The sequence below is a fragment of the Variovorax trehalosi genome (genome assembly GCF_051216415.1).
Taxonomy (GTDB): Bacteria; Pseudomonadota; Gammaproteobacteria; order Burkholderiales; family Burkholderiaceae_C; genus Variovorax.
On the sequence record NZ_JBPJZG010000004.1, the window covers coordinates 607,158 to 629,003 of the forward strand.

Here is a 21,846-nt window from a genome sequence, read left to right on the forward strand (position 1 = left end):
TCCTCTTCTTCGCGGGTGGCTTCGCCCACGAAGTCCGCAACCCGGTGAATTGCCAATGCATCACGGCCCGCGAGTTCGCAGGTCCCCGAAAACGCGCCCGCGCATGAAACGGGAAGAAAGTACCTTCATGTTCAAAGAGATCCAGAACAATCGCCGCGGCTTCCTGGCCACGGCCGCCGCCGGTGTTGTCGCCGCGCAGTTCGCATCGATGCGTTCGGCCCACGCGAGCGCCGCCTTCCAGCTCGGGCCGGTGCGGCAGATCAAGGCCGGCGTGCTCGATGTCGGCTACTTCGAAGCCGGGCCCGCCGACGGGTCGCCGGTGCTGCTGCTGCACGGTTTTCCGTACTCGGTCGACAGCTTCGCCGAAGTCGCGCCAATGCTCGCCGCACGCGGTGCGCGCGTGATCGTTCCGTATCTGCGCGGTCATGGCACGACGCGTTTCATCGACAGTGCGACGCCGCGTTCGGGACAACAGGCCGCCATCGGTGTCGACGTCATCGCGCTTATGGATGCGCTGAAGCTCGATCGCGCCGTGCTCGCCGGCTACGACTGGGGCGGCCGCGCGGCCTGCGTCGCAGCAGCGTTGTGGCCGGAACGCGTTTCAGGCCTCGTTTCCGTCAACAGCTACCTGATCCAGGACATCGCGAAGGCGGGCCTCCCGGTCGCGCCGTCGGTCGAATCGGGCATCTGGTACCAGCACTACTTCCTGAGCGAGCGCGGACGCGCCGGCCTCATTGCCAATCGCCGCGAGATCGCACGGACCATCTGGCTGCGCAACTCGCCGAACTGGCGTTTCGACGACGCTACGCTGGCCCGGCACGTTGCCGCATTCGACAACCCGGATTACGTCGAGGTGGTGATCCATTCGTACCGCCACCGCCTGGGCGCGGCGGACGGCTACGCGGCCTATGCGGAAGTCGAGCGCCGGCTCGCGGCATTGCCCGCCATCGCCGTGCCGACCATCACGCTCGACGGCAAGGCCGATGGCGTGGTGCCGGCCACCGATGGCAAATCGACAGCGGCAAAGTTCACCGGCCCGCGTTCGCACCGCGTGGTCGAAGGAGCCGGACACAACCTGCCCGAAGAAGCACCGAAGGAATTCGCCGAAGCGACGTGGGAACTGCTCTCGGCGCGCCGCGCCGGATGAAGCTGCAGCGGGGCGATCAGTCGTCCCGCGCCTCGACCGCCGAGGCGAAGACATAGCCTTCGCTGCGCACCGTCTTGATGTAGCGCGGCTCCCGCGCATCGTCGCGCAGCCGCTGGCGCAGGCGGCTCACCAGCAAATCGATCGAACGCTCGAAGAGCTCCGCCTCGCGGCCCTGGGTGAGGCTCAGCAGCTGGTCGCGGCTCAGCACCTTCTGCGGATGGTCGAGGAACACGCGCAGCAGCCGGTACTCGGCGCCGCTCAGCGCCACCATCGTGCCGCTGTCGTCCAGCAGGTGGCGTGCCACCGTGTCCACATGCCAGTCGCCGAAGGCCAGCTTCTGCGACGGCTCGACCGCGCCCATGTTCGGCGGCAGCATGCGCGTGCGCCGCATCACCGAGCGGATGCGCGCGAGCAGTTCGCGTGCCGAGAAAGGCTTGGCCAGGTAGTCGTCGGCGCCCATCTCCAGGCCGAGGATGCGGTCGGCCTCTTCGCTGCGGGCGGTGAGCATCAGGATCGGCGTGGCCTTGTACTTGCCGGTGCGCAGGTCGCGGCACAGCGTGAGGCCGTCTTCGCCCGGCAGCATCAGGTCCAGGATAATCAGGTCGAAAGGCCCCGACTCCTCCAGCGCCGCGCGCATGTGCCGGCCGGTGGGCACCGCCGCCACGCGCAGGCCGTTCTTGACCAGGTAGGTCGTGAGCAGTTCGCGGATTTCCCGGTCGTCGTCGACGATGAGGATGTGGTCGGAGGTCTTGGGAGTCATGGCTGTGTGTGAGGTATGAAATGCACCGCAGCCGGAATGTATCCCGGCCGCCGCGAACGGGCAGGGGGTTTGTATGCGCAAGTATCTGCAGGCGGAGGTCGCGACACTATGTTTCGCGGCCCCCGCCCGGCCAGGCCGCTAGCGCAGCGACCTGAACGCCGCCCGGATCTCGACCGCGAACAGCTCCGGCTGCTCCCAGGCCGCGAAGTGGCCGCCCTTGTCCACCTCGTTGAAATAGATCAGGTTGCGGTAGGCCCGCTCGGTCCAGCTCTTGGGCGCGCGGTAGATCTCACCGGGGAACACCGTGACCGCCGCGGGAATCGAGATATCGACTGCGTTGAAGTTGTTGGCGTTGTTCTCCCAGTAGAGCTGCGCACCCGAGGTCGCGGTCTTCGTCACCCAGTAGAGGGTGATGTCGTCCAGCATCTCGTCGCGGGTGAGTGCCTTGTCGGCGTCGCCGCCGCTGTAGGTCCACTCGTTGAACTTGTCGTAGAAGAAGGCGGCCAGGCCCGCGGGCGAATCTTCCAGCGCATAGCCCAGGGTCTGCGGACGCGTCACCATCATGGCCGCGTAGCCGCCGCCCTTGGTATAGAGGTACTTGAGCGATTCGAATGCGGCCTTTTCCTTCTCCGACAGGCCTGCCGGCGCGGGGTCGCCGTTGTTGAGCGCCTTCGCCACGTCCGGCGGTACGGTCGCGGGCATGTTCACGTGGATGCCCAGCAGCCCCTGCGGCGCCTGGCGCGCCATCTTGTCGGCGACCACCGAACCCCAGTCGCCGCCCTGCGACACATAGTGCGTGTAGCCCAGGCGCTTCATCAGCACGTCCCACGCGGTCGCGATGCGGTCGGCGCCCCAGCCCGTGCTTTGCGGCTTGCCCGAGAAGCCGTAGCCGGGCATCGAGGGCAGCACGAGGTGAAAGGCATCTTCCGCGCGGCCACCGTGCGCCGTCGGGTCGGTGAGCGGGCCGATGACCTTCAGCAGCTCCATCACCGAGCCCGGCCAGCCGTGCGTGATGACCAGCGGCATCGCGTTCGCATGGCGCGAGCGCACGTGCACGAACTGGATGTCGAGCCCGTCGATCTCGGTGATGAACTGGGGCAGGGCATTGAGGCGCTTTTCCACCTTGCGCCAGTCGTAGCCCGTGCCCCAGTAGCGCACCAGCGGCTGCAGTTTCTCGAGCCGCACGCCCTGCGTCTGGTCATTGACCGTCTCGCGGTCGGGCCAGCGCGTGGCCTGGATGCGGTGGCGCAGGTCGACGAGAACCGCCTCCGGCACATGGATGCGGAAGGGGCGGATCGACGTGTCGCCGGTCGGCGCGCGGGGCTTCGTCGTAGCGGGAATGTCAGCGGCAGCCGCGGCGCCCGAACCCTGGGCGAACGCCGGGTTGGAGAGCAGGCCGAAACCGGCGGCACCCGCGACGGCGGTGGTGGCGAAGAAGTGGCGCCGCGTGGGCGCTGGAGACACAGAAGACATGGTGATCTTTCTTTCGTCGAGTGAGGGTGAAGTGAGAAGGCCTTGCGGGCCGCCCGAATCAACGGACGGGCGCATCTTTGGCCGTGCTTCCCCTCTCTGATCCGAAGGCTGTATGCCTGTGTATCGACGCGAGAAATCCACACACTACGTTTCAACGGCGGCGAACTTTCTTCTTCGGCTCACGCGCGCTTGCGAACACCGAGAAGCCCTGCCGTATCTCCGCGAGCAGCCGCTCGGCCGCCACCGGCAACGGCCGCCCCTGGCGCACCATCAGCCGCACCTGCGCCGACTTGCACAGCGGATGCGCCAGGTCGAGTGCAACAAGGTGCCCCGCCTCGATCTCCGGCGCCGCCGTGAGGCCCGCGCCGATGAACGTCACGCCATCGGTGGTGCGCACGAAGCGCTTGAGGCCGACCACCGAGTTGCTGCGCAGGCTCGGGTGCAGCTTCACGTGCTCCGCGTACTCGAGCAGTTCGACGAGCCGACCCACGCCGTAGCCCGGCGGCATGAGGCCCAGCGGGTAGCCGACGATCTGCCGTATCTGCAGCGGGCCCGCGATCTTCGTGAGCGGATGCCCCATGCGCACCAGCAGCTTGGCGGGCGCAGCGGCGCTGGCGACGAACTGCAGCTGCGCATCCGACTGCGGGTTGTAGGCCAAGCCGATGTGCGCCGCGTCGCTGACCACTTCGGCGATCAACTCGCTCGCGGGCAATGCATCGAGCACCACCGCGAGCTTCGGGTGCGCCGCGCAGAACGGCGCGACCACCTGCGCCATCAATCCGTCGATATAACCTTCACTCGCAACGATGCGCACCGTGCCCGCATCCATCGACTGAATGGCGCGCAGCCGCTCGGTCAACTGCTCCTGGTGCGCCTGGCAGCCGCGCCAGTACTCGAGCAGGTGGAACGCGGCCTCGGTCGGCACAACGCCGCGCGCCTGCCGCTCGAAAAGCAGCAGGCCCACTTCTTCTTCGAGCAATGCCACCTGCCGCGTGATGACCGAGGGCGCGGTGTTCAGCGCATCGGCCGCGCCGCGGATCGAGCCGTGAACCAGCACTTCGTGGAAGTACTTCAGCCGCTTCTGGTTGATGTCGCGCATGGTGTTCGATCCTCGGATCGTTGCCCCATGGGCAACGAAGTGGTCAAAAAGTTGCTGTTGCTCGAACAGATGCTACATCGAACAATTTATTCCACGCGATTCCTCGCGCTCACCGCCCGCCCCACGCAGTCTGGAAAGAAGAGGACCCCATGAGAGACATTCCGAAGACCCCCATCGTCCAAGCGTTCGCGGGCATCGCCGCTCTTGCGGCCGCGATGCTCGTCAACGCGATGGTTGCCGGCCCGGCACTCGCCGCGGAGGCGTTCCCCTCCAGGCCCGTGACCATGCTGGTCGCGTTCCCAGCCGGCGGCCCCTCCGACGTGCTCGCGCGCGCCATGCAGCCGTCGATGGCGAAGGCGCTCGGCCAGCCGCTCATCATCGAGAACCTGCCGGGCGCGGGCGGCGCGCTCGCGGTGCAGCGCCTCTTGAGCAAGCCGGCCGACGGCTACACGCTCATCATGGGTTCGCCCAACGAGGCGATCCTCACGCCGCTGTCCAACGCGTCGGCGAAGTACAAGCCCGAAGAACTCGCGCTTGTCGCGCCGATCTCCACGCATCCGCTGGTGGTGATGGCACGCAACGACCTGCCCTATGCGTCGCTCGAGCAGCTGATTGCCGCCGCGAAGAAGCCTGGCAGCCAGAGCCTCACCTTCGGCAGCCCAGGGCACGGCTCGATGTACCACATCGTCTCCGAATACCTCGCGCAGACGACAGGCGCCAAGCTGCTGCATGTGCCCTACAAGGGCGCCATGCCGATGATGCAGGACCTGGTCGGCCAGCAGATCGACATCACGATCCTTCCGAACCTGGGCGCGTCGATCCACCTGCTCGAAAGCCAAAAGATCAAGGCCATCGAGGTGCTCGACACCCAGCGCATGCGCACATTGCCCGATGTGCCTGCCATCTCCGAGAGTGGCATCGCCAGGAAGAGCGAGTTCGTGCACTCCATCTGGCTGGCGGTGATGGCCAAAGCGGGCATTCCGGACGACCGGCTTCACGTGCTGCTGGAGGCCTCGCAACAGGCGATCCAATCGCCCGAGATGGTCAAGGCACTCGCGCTCTCGGGCACGGTGCCGATGAAGCCGCAATCGCTTGCCGCCTCCGCGAAGTTCTACGTCGATGAGACGGAGAAGTCCAAGAAGATGGCCCGTTCCATTCAACTGACTGCCCAATGATGATGAACATCCTCGTCGCCGGTTTCCAGCATGAGACCAACACCTTCGCGCCCACCATGGCTTCGTACGACAGCTTCGTGCGAGGCGAAGATTTTCCGGCGCTCGTGCGCGGGGAAGGGCTCTTCGGCCTGCTCAACGTGAACCTGCCAGCCAGCGGCTTCATCAACTTCGTGCGCGAGAAGGGGCACGTTGTCACGCCCGTCATCTGGGCCGGCGCTGGCGCCTCGGCGCATGTGACCACCGATGCCTACGAGCGCATCGCGGGCGAGATCGTCGAGGCGGTGAAGACGGCGTCGTTCGATGCCATCTACCTCGACCTGCACGGCGCGATGGTCGCGCAGCACCTCGATGACGGCGAAGGCGAACTGCTCGCCCGCATCCGCGCGGTGGTGGGTCTGCAGATGAAGATCGTGGTCTCGCTCGATTCGCATGCCAACGTCACCACGCAGATGCTCTCGCTGGCGGACGGGCTGGTGGCCTACCGCACCTATCCGCACATCGACATGGCCGACACGGGCCGGCGGGCCGGGGAGTTGTTGCTCGCGCTCACCGGCAGCGACAAGCCGGCGCACCGCGTGGCGCGGCGTGTGCCGTTCCTCATTCCGGTGAACAGCATGTCCACCATGATGCAGCCCGCGCGCGGCATGTACGACCTGCTCGAGGAACTGGAGAAGGAGGGCGTGCTTTCACTCTCCTTCGCGCCGGGCTTTCCGGCCTCCGACTTCGCGGAATGCGGCCCGGTGGTCTGGGGCTACGGCTTCGACGCGGCACGCATCGAGCGCGCCATCGATGCGCTGTTCTCTCGCATCTGCCACCCCGAGCACCAATGGGCGGTGCAGTTCGAGGAGCCCGATGCCGCGGTGCTGCGCGCGATGCAGGTCGCGCGGACGGCCACACGCCCGGTGATCCTCGCGGACACGCAGGACAATCCCGGCGTCGGCGGCGACTCCAACACCACGGGCCTGCTGCGCGCGCTGCTCAGGCATGGCGCGCAGGACGCGGCGCTGGGTCTCATCTGCGACCCCGCCGCCGCCGCGGCAGCGCATGCCGCGGGCGTGGGCGCATGGATCGATATCGGCCTGGGCGGTTGTCCGCAGGTCGAGGGCGATGCGCCGCTGCGCGGCTTCTTCCAGGTCGAAGCACTGTCCGACGGCAAGTTCGTCTATGGCGGACCGATGATGAACGGCAAGGCCTCCGACCTCGGGCCGATGGCATGCCTTCGCATCGACGGTGTGCGCATCGCGGTGAGTTCGACCAAGGCGCAGCTGCTGGACCGGAACATGTACCGCACCGTCGGCATCGCGCCCGAGCAAATGAAGATCCTCGTGAACAAGAGTTCGGTGCACTTTCGCGCCGACTTCGCCGCCATTGCCGAGGAAATCCTCGTGGTGCGCTCGCCCGGGCCTTTCATCGCCGATCCGTCGCAGCTGCAGTGGAAACACCTGGCGAAGGAAATGCGCACGCGTCCGCGCGACGCCGGGCGGCCAGTGTGAAACGTACTGTGTGAGTTTCTTCAGCAGATACAAAGGCATACGCAAGGTGCTCCCGGAAGGCGGAGGCGGCCCAACAATCCGGTCCGTTCCCAACCAACCCTTCCAAGGAAACACCATGACCTCCATCGAAAAGATCCTCTACACCGGCAAGACCCACACCACCGGCGGCCGTGACGGCGCATCGACCAGCAGCGACGGCCGCCTGGACGTCAAGCTCTCGTCCCCCGGCGGCCCGGGCACCGGCACCAACCCCGAGCAGCTCTTCGCCGCCGGCTGGTCCGCCTGCTTCATCGGCGCGATGGGCCTGGCCGCCGGCAAGCTCAAGATCAAGCTGCCCGCCGACCTGGCCGTGGACGCCGAGGTGGACCTGGCCAACACCGACGGCGCCTACTTCCTGAAGGCCCGCCTGAACGTCAGCGTACCCGGCATCGAGCGCGAGGTCGTCCAGTCGCTGGTGGATGCGGCGCACCAGACCTGCCCGTACTCCAAGGCCACGCGCGGCAACATCGACGTCACGATCAACGTGGTCTGACAGGACGCATGACGGGGCCGAACGGGTAATGTTCCATGTCGCTTCTTGCTGCTGAACACACTGCGATACATGCGATGGGCTTTCCGGCCAGGCCGGGGTCTATAAACGAGGCCATGTCCACCCCACCCGCCAGCCCCGTCGTCGTGAATCCTTCTGCCGGCAAGACCGGCAGCCTGCGCCGCCTGGTGCCGCGATCGCTGTTCTCCCGCGTGACGCTGATCATCGTGGTGGGGCTGGCGATCGCCCAATTGCTGACCTTCGCCGCCATCCGCTACGAGCGCGACATGGCGATGCGCGAGCTGATGATGATCGGCATCGAGCGCGACATCGCCAGCTCGGTTGCCATCCTCGACCGCCTGCCTGCCGCCGAACGTCCCGCCTGGCTCGAGAAGCTGGAGCGGCGCAACTACCGCTTCGTGCTCGGCGGCATGGCCAAGGGTGTGCCGCCCCAGTCCCTGCTGTCGCAGCAGTTCGCCACCGCCATCGTGGAGGCCATGCGCCCCTTCGAGATCGTCAAGGTCGGCGAGGTGCCCCAGCCGCCCGAGGGCCTGGAGATCCAGGTCCGCATGACCGATGGCTCCTCGGTCGTCGTGCATGCGCGGCGTGTGGGCATGCCGGTGTCGCGCTGGGTCATGTGGCTGCTGGCGATCCAGCTGCTGGTGCTCGCCATCTGCGCCTGGTTCGCCGTGCGGCTCGTCACGCGGCCGCTCGCCGAGCTGGCCGCCGCGGCCGACGACCTGGGCCCCGACCTCAAGCCGCAGAAGCTCGCGGAAGAGGGCCCCACCGAAGTGGCGCACGCCGCACGCGCCTTCAATGCGATGCAGCAGCGCATCGGCGGCTACATGTCCGAGCGCGTGGAAATTCTCGCGGCCATCTCGCACGATCTGCAGACGCCCATCACGCGGATGCGGCTTCGCACCGAGATGATGGACGACGAACACGACCGCACCAAGTTCCGCCAGGACCTGGACGCGATGCACTCGCTGGTTCGCGAAGGCGTGACCTATGCGCGCACCCTGCACGGCGCCACCGAACCGCCGCTGCGCATGGACGCCGACGCGCTGCTCGAAAGCATGCAGGCCGACTACGAGGATGCCGGCAAGACGGTGCACCTCGAAGGCAAGGTGGGCGCGCCCATCGTGGGCCGGCCGAACGCGATGCGCCGCATCGTCATGAACCTGGTCGACAACGCGCTCATCTTCGGCAGCGACGTGCGCGTGAGGGTCAACGCCGGCAATGGGGAGCTCGCCATCGCCGTCGTCGACAACGGTCCCGGCATTCCGCCCGACGAGCTGGACGCGGTGCTCAAGCCCTTCTACCGCGTCGAAAGCTCGCGCAACCGCAGCACCGGCGGCACGGGCCTCGGCCTTGCCATCGCGCACCAGCTCGCGATGGCGATGGGCGCCGAGCTGAAGCTGCAGAACCGCCCCGAAGGCGGACTGGAGGCACGCCTGACCATGCCTGCGCGACCTGCCTAGAGGGGCCGTGCCGCGCGTGTCGCGGCGCTGTTTCCATCCACCCGTTTCCCGCAACCCGCGGCTCGCGCGTCGAGACCGTGAAGACCCCGCACGCCCCGAGGGCGCGCTTCGACCCCCTACAGACGAGACCCGAACCATGCTGCTCCTTCTCATTGCCTACCTGGGTGGGGTGCTCACCATCCTGAGCCCCTGCATCCTGCCGGTGCTGCCCTTCGTGTTCGCGCGGGCCGACCGCCCGTTCCGCTCGCACGGCCTGCCGATGCTGCTGGGCATGGCGGTGGCCTTCGCCGCCATCGCCACGCTGGCTGCAGTGGGCGGCGGCTGGGTGGTCACGGTCAACGAGTACGGACGCTATGCCGCGATCGCGATGCTCGCGCTGTTCGGCGTGACGCTGCTGTTCCCGAGCCTGGCCGACCGCATGAGCCGGCCGCTGGTGGCGTTGGGCATCCGCTTGTCCGAATCGCAACCCGATGGTCAGGCCAAGGCCTCTGTGTTCTCGCCGCTGCTGCTGGGCGTCGGCACGGGCCTGTTGTGGGCGCCGTGCGCGGGACCGATCCTCGGGCTCATCCTGACGGGGGCGGCGCTCAACGGAGCGAGCGTCGGCACCACGGTGCTGCTGCTCGCGTATGCGGCTGGTGCGTGCACCTCGCTGGCGGCCGCGTTGCTGTTCGGCGGGCGTTTGTTCGCGGTCATGAAGCGTTCGCTGCACACGGGCGAATGGGTGCGCCGTGTCGCCGGTGTGGCGGTGCTGGTGGGCGTCGGTGCGATTGCACTGGGGCTCGATACGGGCGTACTCAGCCAGCTCTCGGTGGGCACCACATCAGCGCTCGAAAAGGCACTCGTGGAGAAGATCGACATGCCGAAGCCGCAACCGCAATCCAGGCCCCTGGTCGAATCCGTCCCGCCGCAACAAGAAACAGGCTTCGTCAAGACCGCCGCCGTGGTCCCGGAGCCGGCACCCGTGCGCAAGCTGGGCATCGAGGGCCAGTTCCCCTCGCTCGCCGGCGCGACCGAATGGATCAACTCGCCGCCGCTCACTCCCGAAGCCCTGCGCGGCAAGGTCGTGCTGGTCGACTTCTGGACTTACTCGTGCATCAACTGCCTGCGCACGCTGCCGTACGTGCGCGCCTGGGCCGAGAAGTACAAGGACGCCGGGCTTGTCGTCCTCGGCGTGCACTCGCCGGAGTTCGCGTTCGAGAAGCGTTCGGCCAACGTGCGCAAGGCCACGAAGGACCTGGGCATCGGCTTCCCGGTGGCGCTCGACAACGACTTCAAGATCTGGCGCGGCTTCGACAACCAGGCCTGGCCCGCGTTCTATTTCATCGACGCACAGGGGCGCATCCGCCATCACCAGTTCGGCGAGAACCGCTACGACAAGGCCGAGCAGATCATCCAGCAACTGCTTGCCGAAGCAGGGCAGCACAACCTGCCGGCGGGCGTGGTCGCGCCGAAGGGCGAGGGCACGCAGGCCGCGCCGGGCGACGAACTCGCGATGTCCGGCGAGACCTATGTGGGGGCAGAGCGTGCAGAGGGCTTCGCATCGCCCGGCGGTCTCGTGAATGGCCGCGCGCATGTCTACCAAAGCCCCGCGATGCTGCGCACGAACCAGTGGGCGCTCGCCGGCAACTGGACCGTGGAGCCCGAGCGCGCCGTGTCGAACCAGCCGAATGGCCGCATCGCCTACCGCTTTCAGGCGCGGGACCTGCACCTGATGCTCGGCCCGGCGGGCGACGGCAAGCCGGTGCGCTTTCGCGTGCTGATCGATGGCAAGCCACCGCTCGCGGACCACGGCGCGGACACCGATGAGCAGGGTTACGGAACCATCGAGGCGCAGAAGCTCTACCAGCTTGTTCGTCAGGCGAAGAGCGGGAAGGACCGGTTGTTCGAGATCGAATTCCTCGACGGTGGGGCGCAGGCTTACGCGTTCACGTTCGGCTGAAACCATTCAGGGCAGCACTCACGCCGACGGTGGGCTCTGTTTCGCGAATGTCCCCCGGCCTGCGGCCTCCTCCTTGATTTCGCGAAACAGAGCCCACCATCAGCGCGAGCGCTTTCAGAGCGGTTGTTGATCGGCTGTTTACCCAGAGCGTGCCCAAGTGCGCAGGGCATCGGGTGCTCCCCGCAGCGAAATCAAGGAGGAGGCCGAAGGCCGGGGGACATTCGCGGAGGGGAGTACCCGGTGGCCTGTGCACCTGCCCCGAATGAACCCGCTTTCAAAGCAGCCCGAGCGTCAGCGCCTTCAAGGTAGCCGCAGCACGCGTCGTGCATTCAAGCTTGCGAAAGATGTTCTCCAGATGCGCCCGCACCGTACTCGGGCTGATGCCGAGCACGCGCGCCGCTTCCTTGTTGCTGTCGCCGAGGCTGATGCGCCCGAGCACTTCGATCTCTCGGCTGGAGAGAAGGGCGGCTGCTTCGTTCGATGGCAGAGGTACGGCACCGGCCTGCGGGTGTCCTGTCAGCACGGCCACAGCCGCCGCATCGAGCCGCCCGAGTTCCGCTTCGTTCTTCAACGCGGCGATCGCATCGGCCTCGTCGAGCGCAGCCTGCCCCGGCCGGCTCGTGCGCAACAGCACCCAGTGCGCGGCGACGGCCAGCACACGCCCCGCGACGTCGATGGCCGGTCCCTTGATGCCGCGGAAGAAACCCGAGCCGTCGAGTCGTTCGTCCACGAAGGAAGCGATCTCCGCTTCGGTGCGCAACGTGCCGATGCGCCGCGCCGCACGGTCCGTCCAATAGGGCACGAGGCGCAGGCGTTCCTTGTCGGCCTCGCTGCGCACGCCCGGCGAATCCCACACTGCATTCGGCACCGACGCGCGACCGATGCCGTGGATGAGCGCCGCGCGCCGCACCTGCCCCTGCTCGACGTCGCCCAGCCCCACGCCCGCGGCACAGGCGAACGCGGCATCGGCCACGCGGCGCGAGAAGCCGGTCATCCACGGCAGCTTGAGGTCGATCACGTCGGCGATCAGTTCGAGCGATGCCGTCGTCTCGCGCAATGCGTCGGAAGGCGATTGCATGTCGGCCGCCGCGCCTTGCTCCAGTGCATGCAGCCAGTCGACCGCATGCTGCTGCACGGCATCGACCACGAAGGCCGGATAGCGCGCATCGGCGCGGTCGGCGATGTAGCGCAGCGCATTGCTCAAGCCATGCACGCGCGAGAAGATTTCGAGATCGCCGGCGACCGAGACGATGAAGACTTCTTCAGGAATCTGAGAGGCGCGCAGCCCGTGCGGCTTGCCCTGCCCATTGAAGGTCTCGAACATGTGGCGCAGCGTGCGCTCGACCTCGGGCGGCATGCCCAGCGTTCGCGCGATGTCGCCGGAGACCTCGCAATGGATCTCCGCCATCGGACCGACGGAGGCCGCGAGCTCGGTCGCGGCGCTCGCCGATGCGTTCGAGAGCATCGCGCGGCGTCCGCCAACGTCATCGCCCATCAGGTCGGAAAACTCGGGCGCGTTCGCGGTGCAGCCCGACCATCGCAACAGCGACGCGCAGGCCGCATGGCCTTGCACCGTTGCATCGCGGCCGATGGCGGCGGCGAGCTGCGAGGCGATCCACGCGGTGCGTGCGGAGTGGTCGATGGGTTGCCCCATGCTCAGGTCGCCGACGAATGCAAGGGCCTTGATGGCGTCGAAGACCGGGATGTGGGGCGCAGGCTGCACGGAAAAAATCGAGAGAGAAAAGATAGAAGGCGTGCCGGCCGCAGCCGGCACGCCGGGCACCTTACTTGGTATGGCTCACCGCGTCCAGAATCACCTGCGCCACCTTGGCCGGCTGCGATTGCTGCGGCACGTGGCTGCTGTTGACCGAGGAGACGGTCGCGCCGATCTTCTTGGCCATGTCGCGTTGCAGCGCGGGCTGGATCATGTGGTCCGAGTTCGCGACCAGGTACCACGAGGGCTTGGTCTTCCATGCGGCCACGGTCAGCTTCTGCTCGAAGGACTTGCCCAGGATCGGGCCCTGCGTCGCGGTCATCACCGCGGTGGCGGCGGCGGGCAGGTCCTGCGCGAAGTGCTTGGACATGCCTTCCTTCGTGAGCGAGAGGAAGCCGCTCGCGTCGGCCTTGATGTGCGCGAAGCCGGGCGCGGCCGGGTAGTCCTTGCCGAGCTCGGCCGAGTTCTGGCCTGCATCGGGCGCGAAGGCCGCGATGTACACGAGCGACGACACCTTGTCGTTCGCGCCGGCCTCGGTGATGACCGAGCCGCCCCACGAATGACCGACCAGCACGACCTTGCCGGGCTGCGCATCGATGGCGCGCCTGGCGGCGGCCACGTCGTCTTCGAGCGAGGTCAGCGGGTTCTGCACCGCCACCACGTTCACGCCCTTGGCCTGCAGCAGCGGGATCACCTTGGCCCAGTCGGAGCCGTCGGCGAAGGCGCCGTGGACGATGACCACGCTGGGCTTGTCGGCCGCGATGGCGCCCGTGGCGAAGGAGAGGCCGATGGCGAGGGCAGCGGCGGCGAGCTTGAAGCGTTGAGCGGTTTTCATGAAGGTCCTGTCGAAAAGCTGAGGGTTGAAGGAGAGCCCGTACTGTCGTCGTGCGGGGTTTTCGGCGCCATTGGACGAATGTCCTACTGGTGCCGGTTGGGTCCTTGTCACTCAGGGTTTGCCCTTGGCATCGGGTCCGGCAGTTCGGACGGACATCCGGCTGCGCATCCGGATCCTCGGCAGGCCGCGGGGCCAGGGGCGGCACCAATCCTTGTGAAATCAACGACTTAGCGCGCTTCGGACGGTGGCTCACGCATGGCATGTCGATTGCTGGGTTCAGGGAGCGGCCGCGCGACCCGATGAGGTGCCGGCCATGACACAGGAGACAAACCGACAGCCCCAGGCGACCTCGACCCTGCGGCAACCGGCAAGCGGACCGATGCGTCCGTGCTGCCGGGCCGCACTGCGGCAGCCCGCGTTTGCATCCCCCCGTCGACCGTTTTGCAGGTGCCCGGCCGCGTGCCGCCGGCGCCAGAAATTTTCTAGGAGATACCCGTGGACTCTCAGGCCGCACCCAAGCCCTTTTACAAATCCCTCTACTTCCAGGTCATCACCGCCATCGTGCTCGGTGTGCTGCTGGGCCACTTCTGGCCCGACACTGGGGCCTCGATGAAACCGCTGGGCGACGGCTTCATCAAGCTCATCAAGATGATCATCGCGCCGATCATCTTCTGCACGGTGGTGGTGGGCATCGCCGGCATGGAGGACATGAAGAAGGTCGGCAAGACCGGCGGCCTGGCCTTGCTGTACTTCGAGATCGTGAGTTCCATCGCGTTGGTGGTGGGCCTGGTCATCATCAACATCGTGCGGCCCGGCGCCGGCATGAACGTCGACGTGAGCCAGCTCGACGCCAAGAGCGTCGCGGCCTACACCGGCCCCGGCAAGATGCAGAGCACCACCGACTTCCTGCTCAACGTGATTCCCAACACGGTGGTCGATGCGTTCGCCAAGGGCGAGATCCTGCAGGTGCTCTTGATCGCGGTGATGTTCGGCTTTGCGCTGCACAAGTTCGGCGGCCGCGGCACGCTGGTGTTCGACGTGATCGAAAAGGGCTCGCACGTGCTCTTCGTGATCGTGGGCTACATCATGAAGGTCGCACCCATCGGCGCCTTTGGCGCGATGGCCTTCACCATCGGCAAGTACGGCGTGAGCTCGCTGCTGCAGCTCGGCCAGCTGATGGCCACCTTCTACGCCACCTGCCTGTTCTTCATCTTCGTGGTGCTCGGGCTGATTGCGCGGGTGCACGGCTTCAGCATCTGGAAGTTCATCAAGTACATCAAGGAAGAGCTCTTGATCGTGCTGGGCACTTCGTCCAGCGAATCGGTGCTGCCGCGCATGATGGCCAAGCTGGAGAACCTGGGCGCCAGGAAGTCGGTGGTCGGCCTGGTGGTGCCCACGGGCTACTCGTTCAACCTGGACGGCACCTCGATCTACCTGACGATGGCGGCGGTGTTCATCGCGCAGGCGACCAACACCGACATGTCGCTCACGCAGCAACTCACGCTGCTGGCCGTGTTGCTGCTCACCTCGAAGGGCGCGGCCGGCGTCACGGGCAGCGGCTTCATCGTGCTGGCCGCGACGCTGTCGGCCGTGGGGCATGTGCCGGTGGCGGGCCTCGCGCTCATCCTGGGCATCGACCGCTTCATGTCCGAAGCGCGTGCGCTGACCAACCTGATCGGCAACGGCGTGGCGACCGTCGTGGTCGCCAAGTGGACCGACGACCTCGACGTCGCGCGCATGGACCGCATCCTGAACCAGGAGAGCACGGCAGAGGCCGAAGAGCCCGAGCAGGTGCTCGACGCGACCGAGGTGCACATGCCCGCCGGCCCGGCGCGCTGACCGCAGCGCGGTCGCTTCGCTTTCTTTCTCACTCTCGCATCAACTCAAGGAGACTCTCATGTCAGACGATATCGTGATCGTGGCCGCGCAACGCACGGCGGTCGGCAAGTTCGGCGGGACGCTCGCCGGAACGCCCGCGCCGGAACTGGGCGCGCACGTGGTGAAGGGGCTGCTCGAGAAAGCCGGCGTGCCGGGCGATGCGGTGTCCGAAGTGATCATGGGCCAGGTGCTCGCGGCCGGCGCGGGGCAGAACCCGGCGCGGCAGACGGTCATCAAGGCGGGCCTGCCCATCGGCGTGCCGGGCCTCACCATCAACAAGGTCTGCGGCTCGGGCCTGAAGGCCGTGATGCTCGCGGCGCAGGCGGTGAAGTGCGGCGATGCCGAGATCGTGGTGGCCGGCGGCCAGGAGAACATGAGCGCCGCGCCGCACGTGCTGCCCAACTCGCGCAACGGCCAGCGCATGGGCGACTGGAAGCTGGTCGACACGATGATCGTGGACGGCCTCTGGGACGTCTACAACCAGTACCACATGGGCACCACGGCCGAGAACGTGGCGAAGAAATACGGCATCACGCGCGAGATGCAGGACGCGCTCGCGCTCGCCTCGCAGCAGAAGGCAGCGGCCGCGCAGGACGCCGGCCGCTTCAACGACGAGATCCTGCCCTTCAGCATCGCGCAGAAGAAGGGCGACCCCATCGTCTTCTCCGCCGACGAGTTCGTGAACCGCAAGACCAACGCCGACGCGCTCGCGGGCCTGCGCCCCGCGTTCGACAAGACCGGCTCGGTCACGGCCGGCAATGCCTCGGGCCTGAACGATGGCGCTGCCGCGGTGCTGGTGATGTCGGCCTCGCGTGCCGCCGCGCTCGGCCTGCAACCGCTGGCGGTGATCCGTGCCTATGCGAGCGCAGGCCTCGATCCCTCGCTCATGGGCATGGGCCCGGTGCCGGCTTCGCAGCTCGCGCTCAAGAAGGCCGGCTGGAAGGCGCAGGACCTGGACCTCATGGAAATCAACGAAGCCTTCGCGGCGCAGGCCTGCGCGGTCAACCAGCAGATGGAATGGGACACGAGCCGCATCAACGTGAACGGCGGCGCCATCGCCATCGGCCATCCCATCGGCGCGTCGGGCTGCCGTGTGCTGGTGACGCTGCTGCACGAGATGCGCCGCCGCGGCGCGAACAAGGGCCTGGCGTCGCTGTGCATCGGCGGCGGCATGGGCGTCGCACTGGCCGTCGAACGCGCCTGAACCCGGTCTTTCACATTCACCAAGCAACGAGGAGCAATCCAATGAGCAGCAAAGAGCAAGTGGTCCTGGTCACCGGCGGCATGGGCGGCCTGGGCGAGACGATCTCCACCAAGATGGTCGATGCGGGCTACAAGCTCGCGGTGACCTATTCGCCGGGCAACAAGTCGCACGCCGACTGGGTGGCGCAGATGGCGTCGCGCGGCTACCGGATCCTGGCCGTGCCCTGCGACGTGGCCGACTACGACTCTTGCGCCCGCGCCGTGAGCCAGGTGCAGGAGGCGCTGGGCCCGGTCGACGTGCTGGTCAACAACGCCGGCATCACGCGGGACATGACCTTCAAGAAGATGGACCAGATCAACTGGAACGCCGTGCTGCGCACCAACCTCGACAGCCTGTTCAACATGAGCAAGCAGGTGGCCGACGGCATGGTCGAGCGGGGCTGGGGCCGCATCATCAACGTGTCGTCGGTGAACGGCTCCAAGGGCGCGTTCGGCCAGACCAACTACTCGGCCGCCAAGGCCGGCGTGCACGGCTTCACGAAGGCGCTGGCGCTCGAAGTGGCCAAGAAGGGCGTGACGGTGAACACCATCTCGCCCGGCTACATCGGCACGAAGATGGTCACGGCCATCCCGAAGGAAGTGCTCGACAGCAAGATCCTGCCGCACATTCCCGTGGGCCGGCTGGGCAAGCCCGAGGAAGTGGCGGGCCTGATCATCTACCTGGCTTCGGAAGAAGCCGCCTTCGTGACGGGCGCCAACATCGCCATCAACGGCGGCCAGCACATGCAGTGAGCGCACGACCATGATCTTGAAGAACGGCATCGATCAGGTCGCACCGATCAACAAGTTCACCGAGGCCACGGCCAGGCAGGGGGAGACCATCCGCAAGACGGTGCACGAGGCCACGCTCCGGGCGCTGCAGGGCGGCCCGGCGAAGCGATGACCCCTGCTGGCGGCCGTCTCGCTGCCGCCGCCGGCCCGGCGAACCACGCCATGCCCGAGCGCACGCCGAGCCTGGAAGAAATGTTGCAGGATGCACGCCACCGGGCTGCCACCGATGCGGCCTTTGCGGCCTTGTGCAATAACGGGTTCATGACCTCACGGCAGCCGGCACTGCGCTTCGACTTGTCTTCTCCAACTCCCAAACGCTGGCGCGGCCTGCTTCGCTGGCTCGGCGCACTGGCCCTGGTGGCCGTCGCCGCCTTCGCCGGCCACCATCTGGCCATGCAGAACGGCCTGGCGCGCCTGCGCGACGCGGCCGATCACCGGCTGGACATGCTCGCGACCGCGCTGGACGCCGACCTGGCCCGCTTCGAATACCTGCCCGCGCTGCTGGAGATGACCCCCATCGTCCCGGCGCTGCTGGGCACGCCCTCGGACGGGGCGTTGCGCGATGCGGTCAACCGTTACCTGGACGGCGTGAACGCCGCCGCGGGCGCCGAGATGCTCTATGTGCTGGACGCCGGCGGCACCTCGCTCGCGGCTTCCGACTGGGACCGACCCGGCACCACCGTCGGCCAGGACTTTTCGTTCCGGCCCTACGTGATCGATGCGTTCGGTCAGGGCCGGGGCCGCTTCTACGGCGTGGGCATCACCAGCCGCAAGCCCGGCTACTACCTCTCTTATGCGCTGCGGCGCGACCAGCCCACGCGCGGCGTGGTGGCCGTGAAGGTCAACCTCGAGGAGGCCGAGCGCGCATGGCGAAAGCTCCCGGGCGACGTGGCGCTGATCGACCAGCGCGGCGTGGTGATCCTTTCCACCCGCGAAGACCTCAAGTTCCGCCCGATGTTGCCGCTGGACGGCCTGCAGCGCGCCGAGGTGCAGCGTTCACGGCCCTATGGCGAAGCCGCGCTGCAGCCGCTGCAATGGACGCAGAAGGAGACGCTGGCGCGCGATGTGCAGATGATCGCCCTCGATGGCGTCGACCAGCTCGCCTCCACGCGCAAGCTGCGCGACGCGCCGTGGCAACTGGTGGTGCTCGACGACCTGGCACCGGTGCGCGTGGGCGCGCGCAACGCGGCCATCACCGCGAGCCTGGCGATGGCCGTGCTGCTGCTGATCGCCGTCACGCTGTGGCAGCGCCGCCGCGCCATGCGGCAGAAGCTCGCCAACCAGGCCGCGCTGCAGGCCGCGCACGACACCCTCGAATCGACCGTGGTCGCGCGCACCGCGCAACTGCGCGCCGCACAGGGCGAGCTGCTGCATGCCGGCAAGATGGCGGCGCTCGGCCAGATGTCGACGGGCGTGGTGCACGAACTGAACCAGCCGCTCACCGCGATGCGCACGCTCTCGGAGAGCGCCGCCATCCTGCTCGACAAGAACCGCCTGGACGACGTGCGCGGCAACCTGCAGCGCATTCGCAGCATGGTCGACCGCCTCGCGCGCCTGACCTCGCAGCTCAAGACCTTCGCGCACAAGAGCGAATTGCCGCTGGCCGCCGTGCCGATGGCGCGCGCCATCGCCGACGCGCAGGTCATCGTGGCCGAGGCCATGAAGAAGAACGCCATCGCCATCGAGGTCGACGTGCAGCCCGCGAGCCTGAGCGTGATGGCCGAGGAGGCCGCGCTCGGCAGCGTGCTCGTCAACCTGATGCGCAACGCCATCGACGCGATGCGGGAGTCGCCGCTGCGCACGCTGCGCATCGAGGCGCGGCCGAACGAAGGCCGCGTGATCGTGCGCGTGAGCGACACCGGCCCCGGCATCCAGCCCGACATCCTGCCGCGCCTGTTCGAGCCTTTCGTCACCAGCAAGCCCGCGGGCACGGGCCTCGGCCTCGGGCTCGTGATCTCGGCACAATTGGTGCGCGCCATGGACGGCACGCTGCACGCGGCCAACCTGCCCGAAGGCGGCGCCTCGTTCGTCGTCGACCTGCCGGCCGCCGTGCAGAACATCCTTATTCCCACCCCCACAGGAGTGATCAACAAGTGAGCGAAGCCCCTGCCATCCGGGTGATGCTGGTCGAGGACGACGAAGACGTCCGCCTCAGCACGACCCAGGTGCTGGCCCTGGCCGGTTTCGAGGTCGAGGCCTTCAACAGCGCCGAGCGCGCGCGCCCGCACATCAGCTTCGGCGTGCCGGCCATCGTGATCAGCGACGTGCGCCTGCCGGGCCTGAGCGGCACCGAGTGGCTGCGCGAGCTGCATGCGGCCGATGCCGAGCTGCCCGTGATCCTGGTCACCGGCCACGGCCACATCGCGATGGCGGTGCAGGCCATGCGCGAGGGCGCCTACGACTTCATCGAGAAGCCTTTCAGCTCCGAGCGGCTGGTGGCCATCGTGCGCCATGCCATCGAGCGCCGCCAGCTGTCGCTGCAGGTGCGCGCGCTGCGCGATGCACTGGAAAACTGGAACGGCATCCAGTCGGTGCTGATCGGCCGCTCGGCCCAGATGCAGCTGGTGCGCCGCACGGTGATGACGCTGGCCGAGACCTCGGCCGACGTGCTCATCTACGGTGAAACCGGCACCGGAAAGGAGCTCGTCGCCCGCTGCCTGCACGACCGCAGCGAACGCCGGCGCCAGCATTTCGTGCCGCTCAACTGCGGAGGCCTTCCCGAGGCGCTGGCCGAGAGCGAGCTCTTCGGCCACGAGGCGGGCGCCTTCACCAGCGCCAACCGCGTGCGCGTGGGCAAGTTCGAATACGCCAACGGCGGCACGCTGTTTCTCGACGAGATCGAGAGCATGCCGCTGCCGGTGCAGATCAAGCTCCTGCGCGCGCTGCAGGAGCGCAGCATCGAGCGCATCGGCTCCAACAAGGCCATTCCCTTCGACTGCCGCGTGGTGGCCGCGAGCAAGGAAGACCTGAAGGAAATGAGCGACCGCCAGAAGTTCAGGGCCGACCTGTACTACCGGCTGGGCGTGGCCTTCATCGAGCTGCCGCCGCTGCGCGAGCGCCGCGAAGACATTCCGCTGCTGTTCGAGCACTTCACGCTGCTGGCGGCGAGCCGCTACGAGCGTGCGGCGCCGTTGCTCACCAACGCGCAACTGGCCGACCTGATGGCCTACGCCTGGCCCGGCAACGTGCGCGAGCTGCGCAACGTGGCCGACCGCTTCGTGCTGGGCCTGCTTGGTGAGCGTCTCACGCAGACGCGCGGCACGGGCGAAGGCCTGCCCGCGCTTCCGCGTGCGCTGCCGCAGCAGGTCGAGGCCTTCGAGCGCGCGGTGATCGTCGAGGCGCTGCGCAAGCACCAGGGTGACCAGCCGGCGACGGCCACCGCGCTGGCCATTGCTCGGCAGACGCTGCACGACAAGCTGCGCAAGCTCGGGATCACGGCGGACGAGTTCAAGTAGCGGGTGTCCGGGGCGACCTGCGCGCATGCGCCGAACACGCCCTGAAACCTTATGCCCCGAGGGGCACTGGCCGCTGCGTCTCACCCGCGGGATAAGATTCCATCCAGCAAAAAGACGCCCATCTCCCAAGACGCCATGGTCACAAGCAGCAACCTTCAGGAACGCAAGCAGCGAGAGCTGGAACAACGCCGCAAGGACATCCTGAAGGTCGTGCGCAAGATGGTCGCCAAGACCGGCGCGCGTGAAATCACCATGCGCAAGGTGGCGGAAGAATCGGGTTTCTCGAACACGGTGGTCTATGCGCTGTTCGGCGACAAGGCCAGCATGATCGCCAACGCGGTCGACGACGACCTGATCCGGCTCAACAAGCTCATGCAGGCCGCGGTGCTGCCGGCGAAGAGCCCGATCGAACGCATCCGGCTCGCGTGCCAGGCCTATGTCGAGTACGGGCTCAAGCACCCCGACCAGTATTTCCTGGTGTTCATGGAGCGGCGCCCCGCGGCGCCCGTCGAGACCTCGACGCTCACGTTTGGCGACATCGAGAACGACCCCTACGCCTTCGTCTGCAGCCTCACCGCGGAACTGGTGCGCGACGGCTACATGGCCGCCGATGACAAGCAGGTGGCCGTGGCCACGCAGATTCTCTGGGAGGGCATGCACGGTATGACCTCGCTGCGCGTGTCCACCGGCGACGATCCGTGGATCGAGCGGCTCGATGCCGAGGCGCACCTGAACCTGCTGCTCGACATTCTTCTCTCGGGCATCGTGCAGCGCTTTCCAGGCGCGAAGTCGGCCGCGGCGGTCAAGCTGCTGTCGCAGGGCCGCAGCTGAAGA

Annotated in this window: 18 protein-coding genes; 13 read left to right on the forward strand and 5 right to left on the reverse strand. The window is 67.4% G+C overall.

The window, feature by feature from the left end:
- Positions 1-127: 127 nt before the first annotated feature.
- Positions 128-1,147, forward strand: coding sequence for an alpha/beta fold hydrolase (locus tag ACSFA7_RS18335; RefSeq protein ID WP_435500685.1), 1,020 nt, complete (start codon positions 128-130; stop codon positions 1,145-1,147).
- Between the two features lie 16 nt (positions 1,148-1,163).
- Here the strand turns inward: ACSFA7_RS18335 and ACSFA7_RS18340 are convergent, their stop codons facing one another.
- The 3 genes from ACSFA7_RS18340 to ACSFA7_RS18350 form a co-directional block, all read right to left on the reverse strand.
- Positions 1,164-1,907, reverse strand: a complete 744-nt coding sequence (locus ACSFA7_RS18340) for a response regulator (RefSeq protein WP_307646652.1) — start codon at positions 1,905-1,907, stop codon at positions 1,164-1,166.
- Between the two features lie 138 nt (positions 1,908-2,045).
- On the reverse strand, positions 2,046-3,380 hold the full coding sequence (locus tag ACSFA7_RS18345; protein WP_435500686.1) for an epoxide hydrolase family protein: 1,335 nt from the start codon (positions 3,378-3,380) through the stop codon (positions 2,046-2,048).
- Positions 3,381-3,531: 151 nt separating this feature from the next.
- Positions 3,532-4,479 carry a LysR substrate-binding domain-containing protein gene (locus ACSFA7_RS18350; RefSeq protein ID WP_435500687.1) on the reverse strand — a complete coding sequence of 316 codons (948 nt, stop codon included), beginning with the start codon at positions 4,477-4,479 and terminating at the stop codon, positions 3,532-3,534.
- Between the two features lie 149 nt (positions 4,480-4,628).
- On the opposite strand from ACSFA7_RS18350, the gene ACSFA7_RS18355 reads away from it, so the two are divergent.
- The 5 genes from ACSFA7_RS18355 to ACSFA7_RS18375 all read left to right on the forward strand — a co-directional run bounded on the left by ACSFA7_RS18355 (position 4,629) and on the right by ACSFA7_RS18375 (position 11,096).
- The gene (locus ACSFA7_RS18355) at positions 4,629-5,654 is read left to right on the forward strand and encodes a tripartite tricarboxylate transporter substrate binding protein (protein WP_435500688.1); all 1,026 of its coding nucleotides are present in this window, start codon (positions 4,629-4,631) and stop codon (positions 5,652-5,654) included.
- Between the two features lie 2 nt (positions 5,655-5,656).
- Positions 5,657-7,147, forward strand: coding sequence for a M81 family metallopeptidase (locus ACSFA7_RS18360; RefSeq protein WP_435500689.1), 1,491 nt, complete (start codon positions 5,657-5,659; stop codon positions 7,145-7,147).
- Between the two features lie 115 nt (positions 7,148-7,262).
- The gene (locus ACSFA7_RS18365; protein ID WP_435500690.1) at positions 7,263-7,679 is read left to right on the forward strand and encodes an organic hydroperoxide resistance protein; all 417 of its coding nucleotides are present in this window, start codon (positions 7,263-7,265) and stop codon (positions 7,677-7,679) included.
- 113 nt (positions 7,680-7,792) lie between these two features.
- Positions 7,793-9,157, forward strand: a complete 1,365-nt coding sequence (locus tag ACSFA7_RS18370) for an ATP-binding protein (protein ID WP_435500691.1) — start codon at positions 7,793-7,795, stop codon at positions 9,155-9,157.
- A gap of 136 nt (positions 9,158-9,293) precedes the next feature.
- Positions 9,294-11,096, forward strand: a complete 1,803-nt coding sequence (locus tag ACSFA7_RS18375; RefSeq protein ID WP_435500692.1) for a cytochrome c biogenesis protein DipZ — start codon at positions 9,294-9,296, stop codon at positions 11,094-11,096.
- Between the two features lie 274 nt (positions 11,097-11,370).
- On the opposite strand, the gene ACSFA7_RS18380 is transcribed toward ACSFA7_RS18375, so the two are convergent.
- Both ACSFA7_RS18380 and ACSFA7_RS18385 read right to left on the reverse strand, forming a co-directional pair.
- Entirely contained in the window at positions 11,371-12,819 is a 1,449-nt protein-coding gene (locus ACSFA7_RS18380; protein ID WP_435500693.1) for an HD domain-containing phosphohydrolase, read from the reverse strand.
- A gap of 61 nt (positions 12,820-12,880) precedes the next feature.
- Positions 12,881-13,645: an alpha/beta fold hydrolase gene (locus tag ACSFA7_RS18385; protein WP_435500694.1), complete on the reverse strand. Its 765-nt coding sequence runs from the start codon at positions 13,643-13,645 to the stop codon at positions 12,881-12,883.
- Positions 13,646-14,140: 495 nt separating this feature from the next.
- On the opposite strand from ACSFA7_RS18385, the gene ACSFA7_RS18390 reads away from it, so the two are divergent.
- From ACSFA7_RS18390 to ACSFA7_RS18420, 7 genes are all read left to right on the forward strand, one after another.
- On the forward strand, positions 14,141-15,484 hold the full coding sequence (locus ACSFA7_RS18390; RefSeq protein ID WP_435500695.1) for a dicarboxylate/amino acid:cation symporter: 1,344 nt from the start codon (positions 14,141-14,143) through the stop codon (positions 15,482-15,484).
- A 58-nt stretch (positions 15,485-15,542) separates the two neighbouring features.
- Positions 15,543-16,727 (forward strand): acetyl-CoA C-acetyltransferase, encoded by a 1,185-nt coding sequence (locus ACSFA7_RS18395; RefSeq protein ID WP_435500696.1) that lies wholly within the window; start codon positions 15,543-15,545, stop codon positions 16,725-16,727.
- A gap of 41 nt (positions 16,728-16,768) precedes the next feature.
- A complete protein-coding gene (gene phbB / locus ACSFA7_RS18400; protein ID WP_435500697.1) occupies positions 16,769-17,518 on the forward strand; it encodes an acetoacetyl-CoA reductase in 750 nt (249 codons plus the stop codon).
- Between the two features lie 10 nt (positions 17,519-17,528).
- A complete protein-coding gene (locus tag ACSFA7_RS18405) occupies positions 17,529-17,669 on the forward strand; it encodes a DUF6781 family protein (protein WP_435500698.1) in 141 nt (46 codons plus the stop codon).
- A gap of 149 nt (positions 17,670-17,818) precedes the next feature.
- A complete protein-coding gene (locus ACSFA7_RS18410; RefSeq protein WP_435500799.1) occupies positions 17,819-19,654 on the forward strand; it encodes a sensor histidine kinase in 1,836 nt (611 codons plus the stop codon).
- Complete coding sequence (locus tag ACSFA7_RS18415) at positions 19,651-21,012, forward strand: sigma-54-dependent transcriptional regulator (protein ID WP_435500699.1); 1,362 nt, start codon at positions 19,651-19,653, stop codon at positions 21,010-21,012. Before ACSFA7_RS18410 ends, ACSFA7_RS18415 begins: the two co-directional genes overlap by 4 nt.
- A gap of 135 nt (positions 21,013-21,147) precedes the next feature.
- Positions 21,148-21,843 (forward strand): TetR/AcrR family transcriptional regulator, encoded by a 696-nt coding sequence (locus ACSFA7_RS18420; RefSeq protein ID WP_435500700.1) that lies wholly within the window; start codon positions 21,148-21,150, stop codon positions 21,841-21,843.
- The last annotated feature ends 3 nt before the right edge of the window (positions 21,844-21,846 follow it).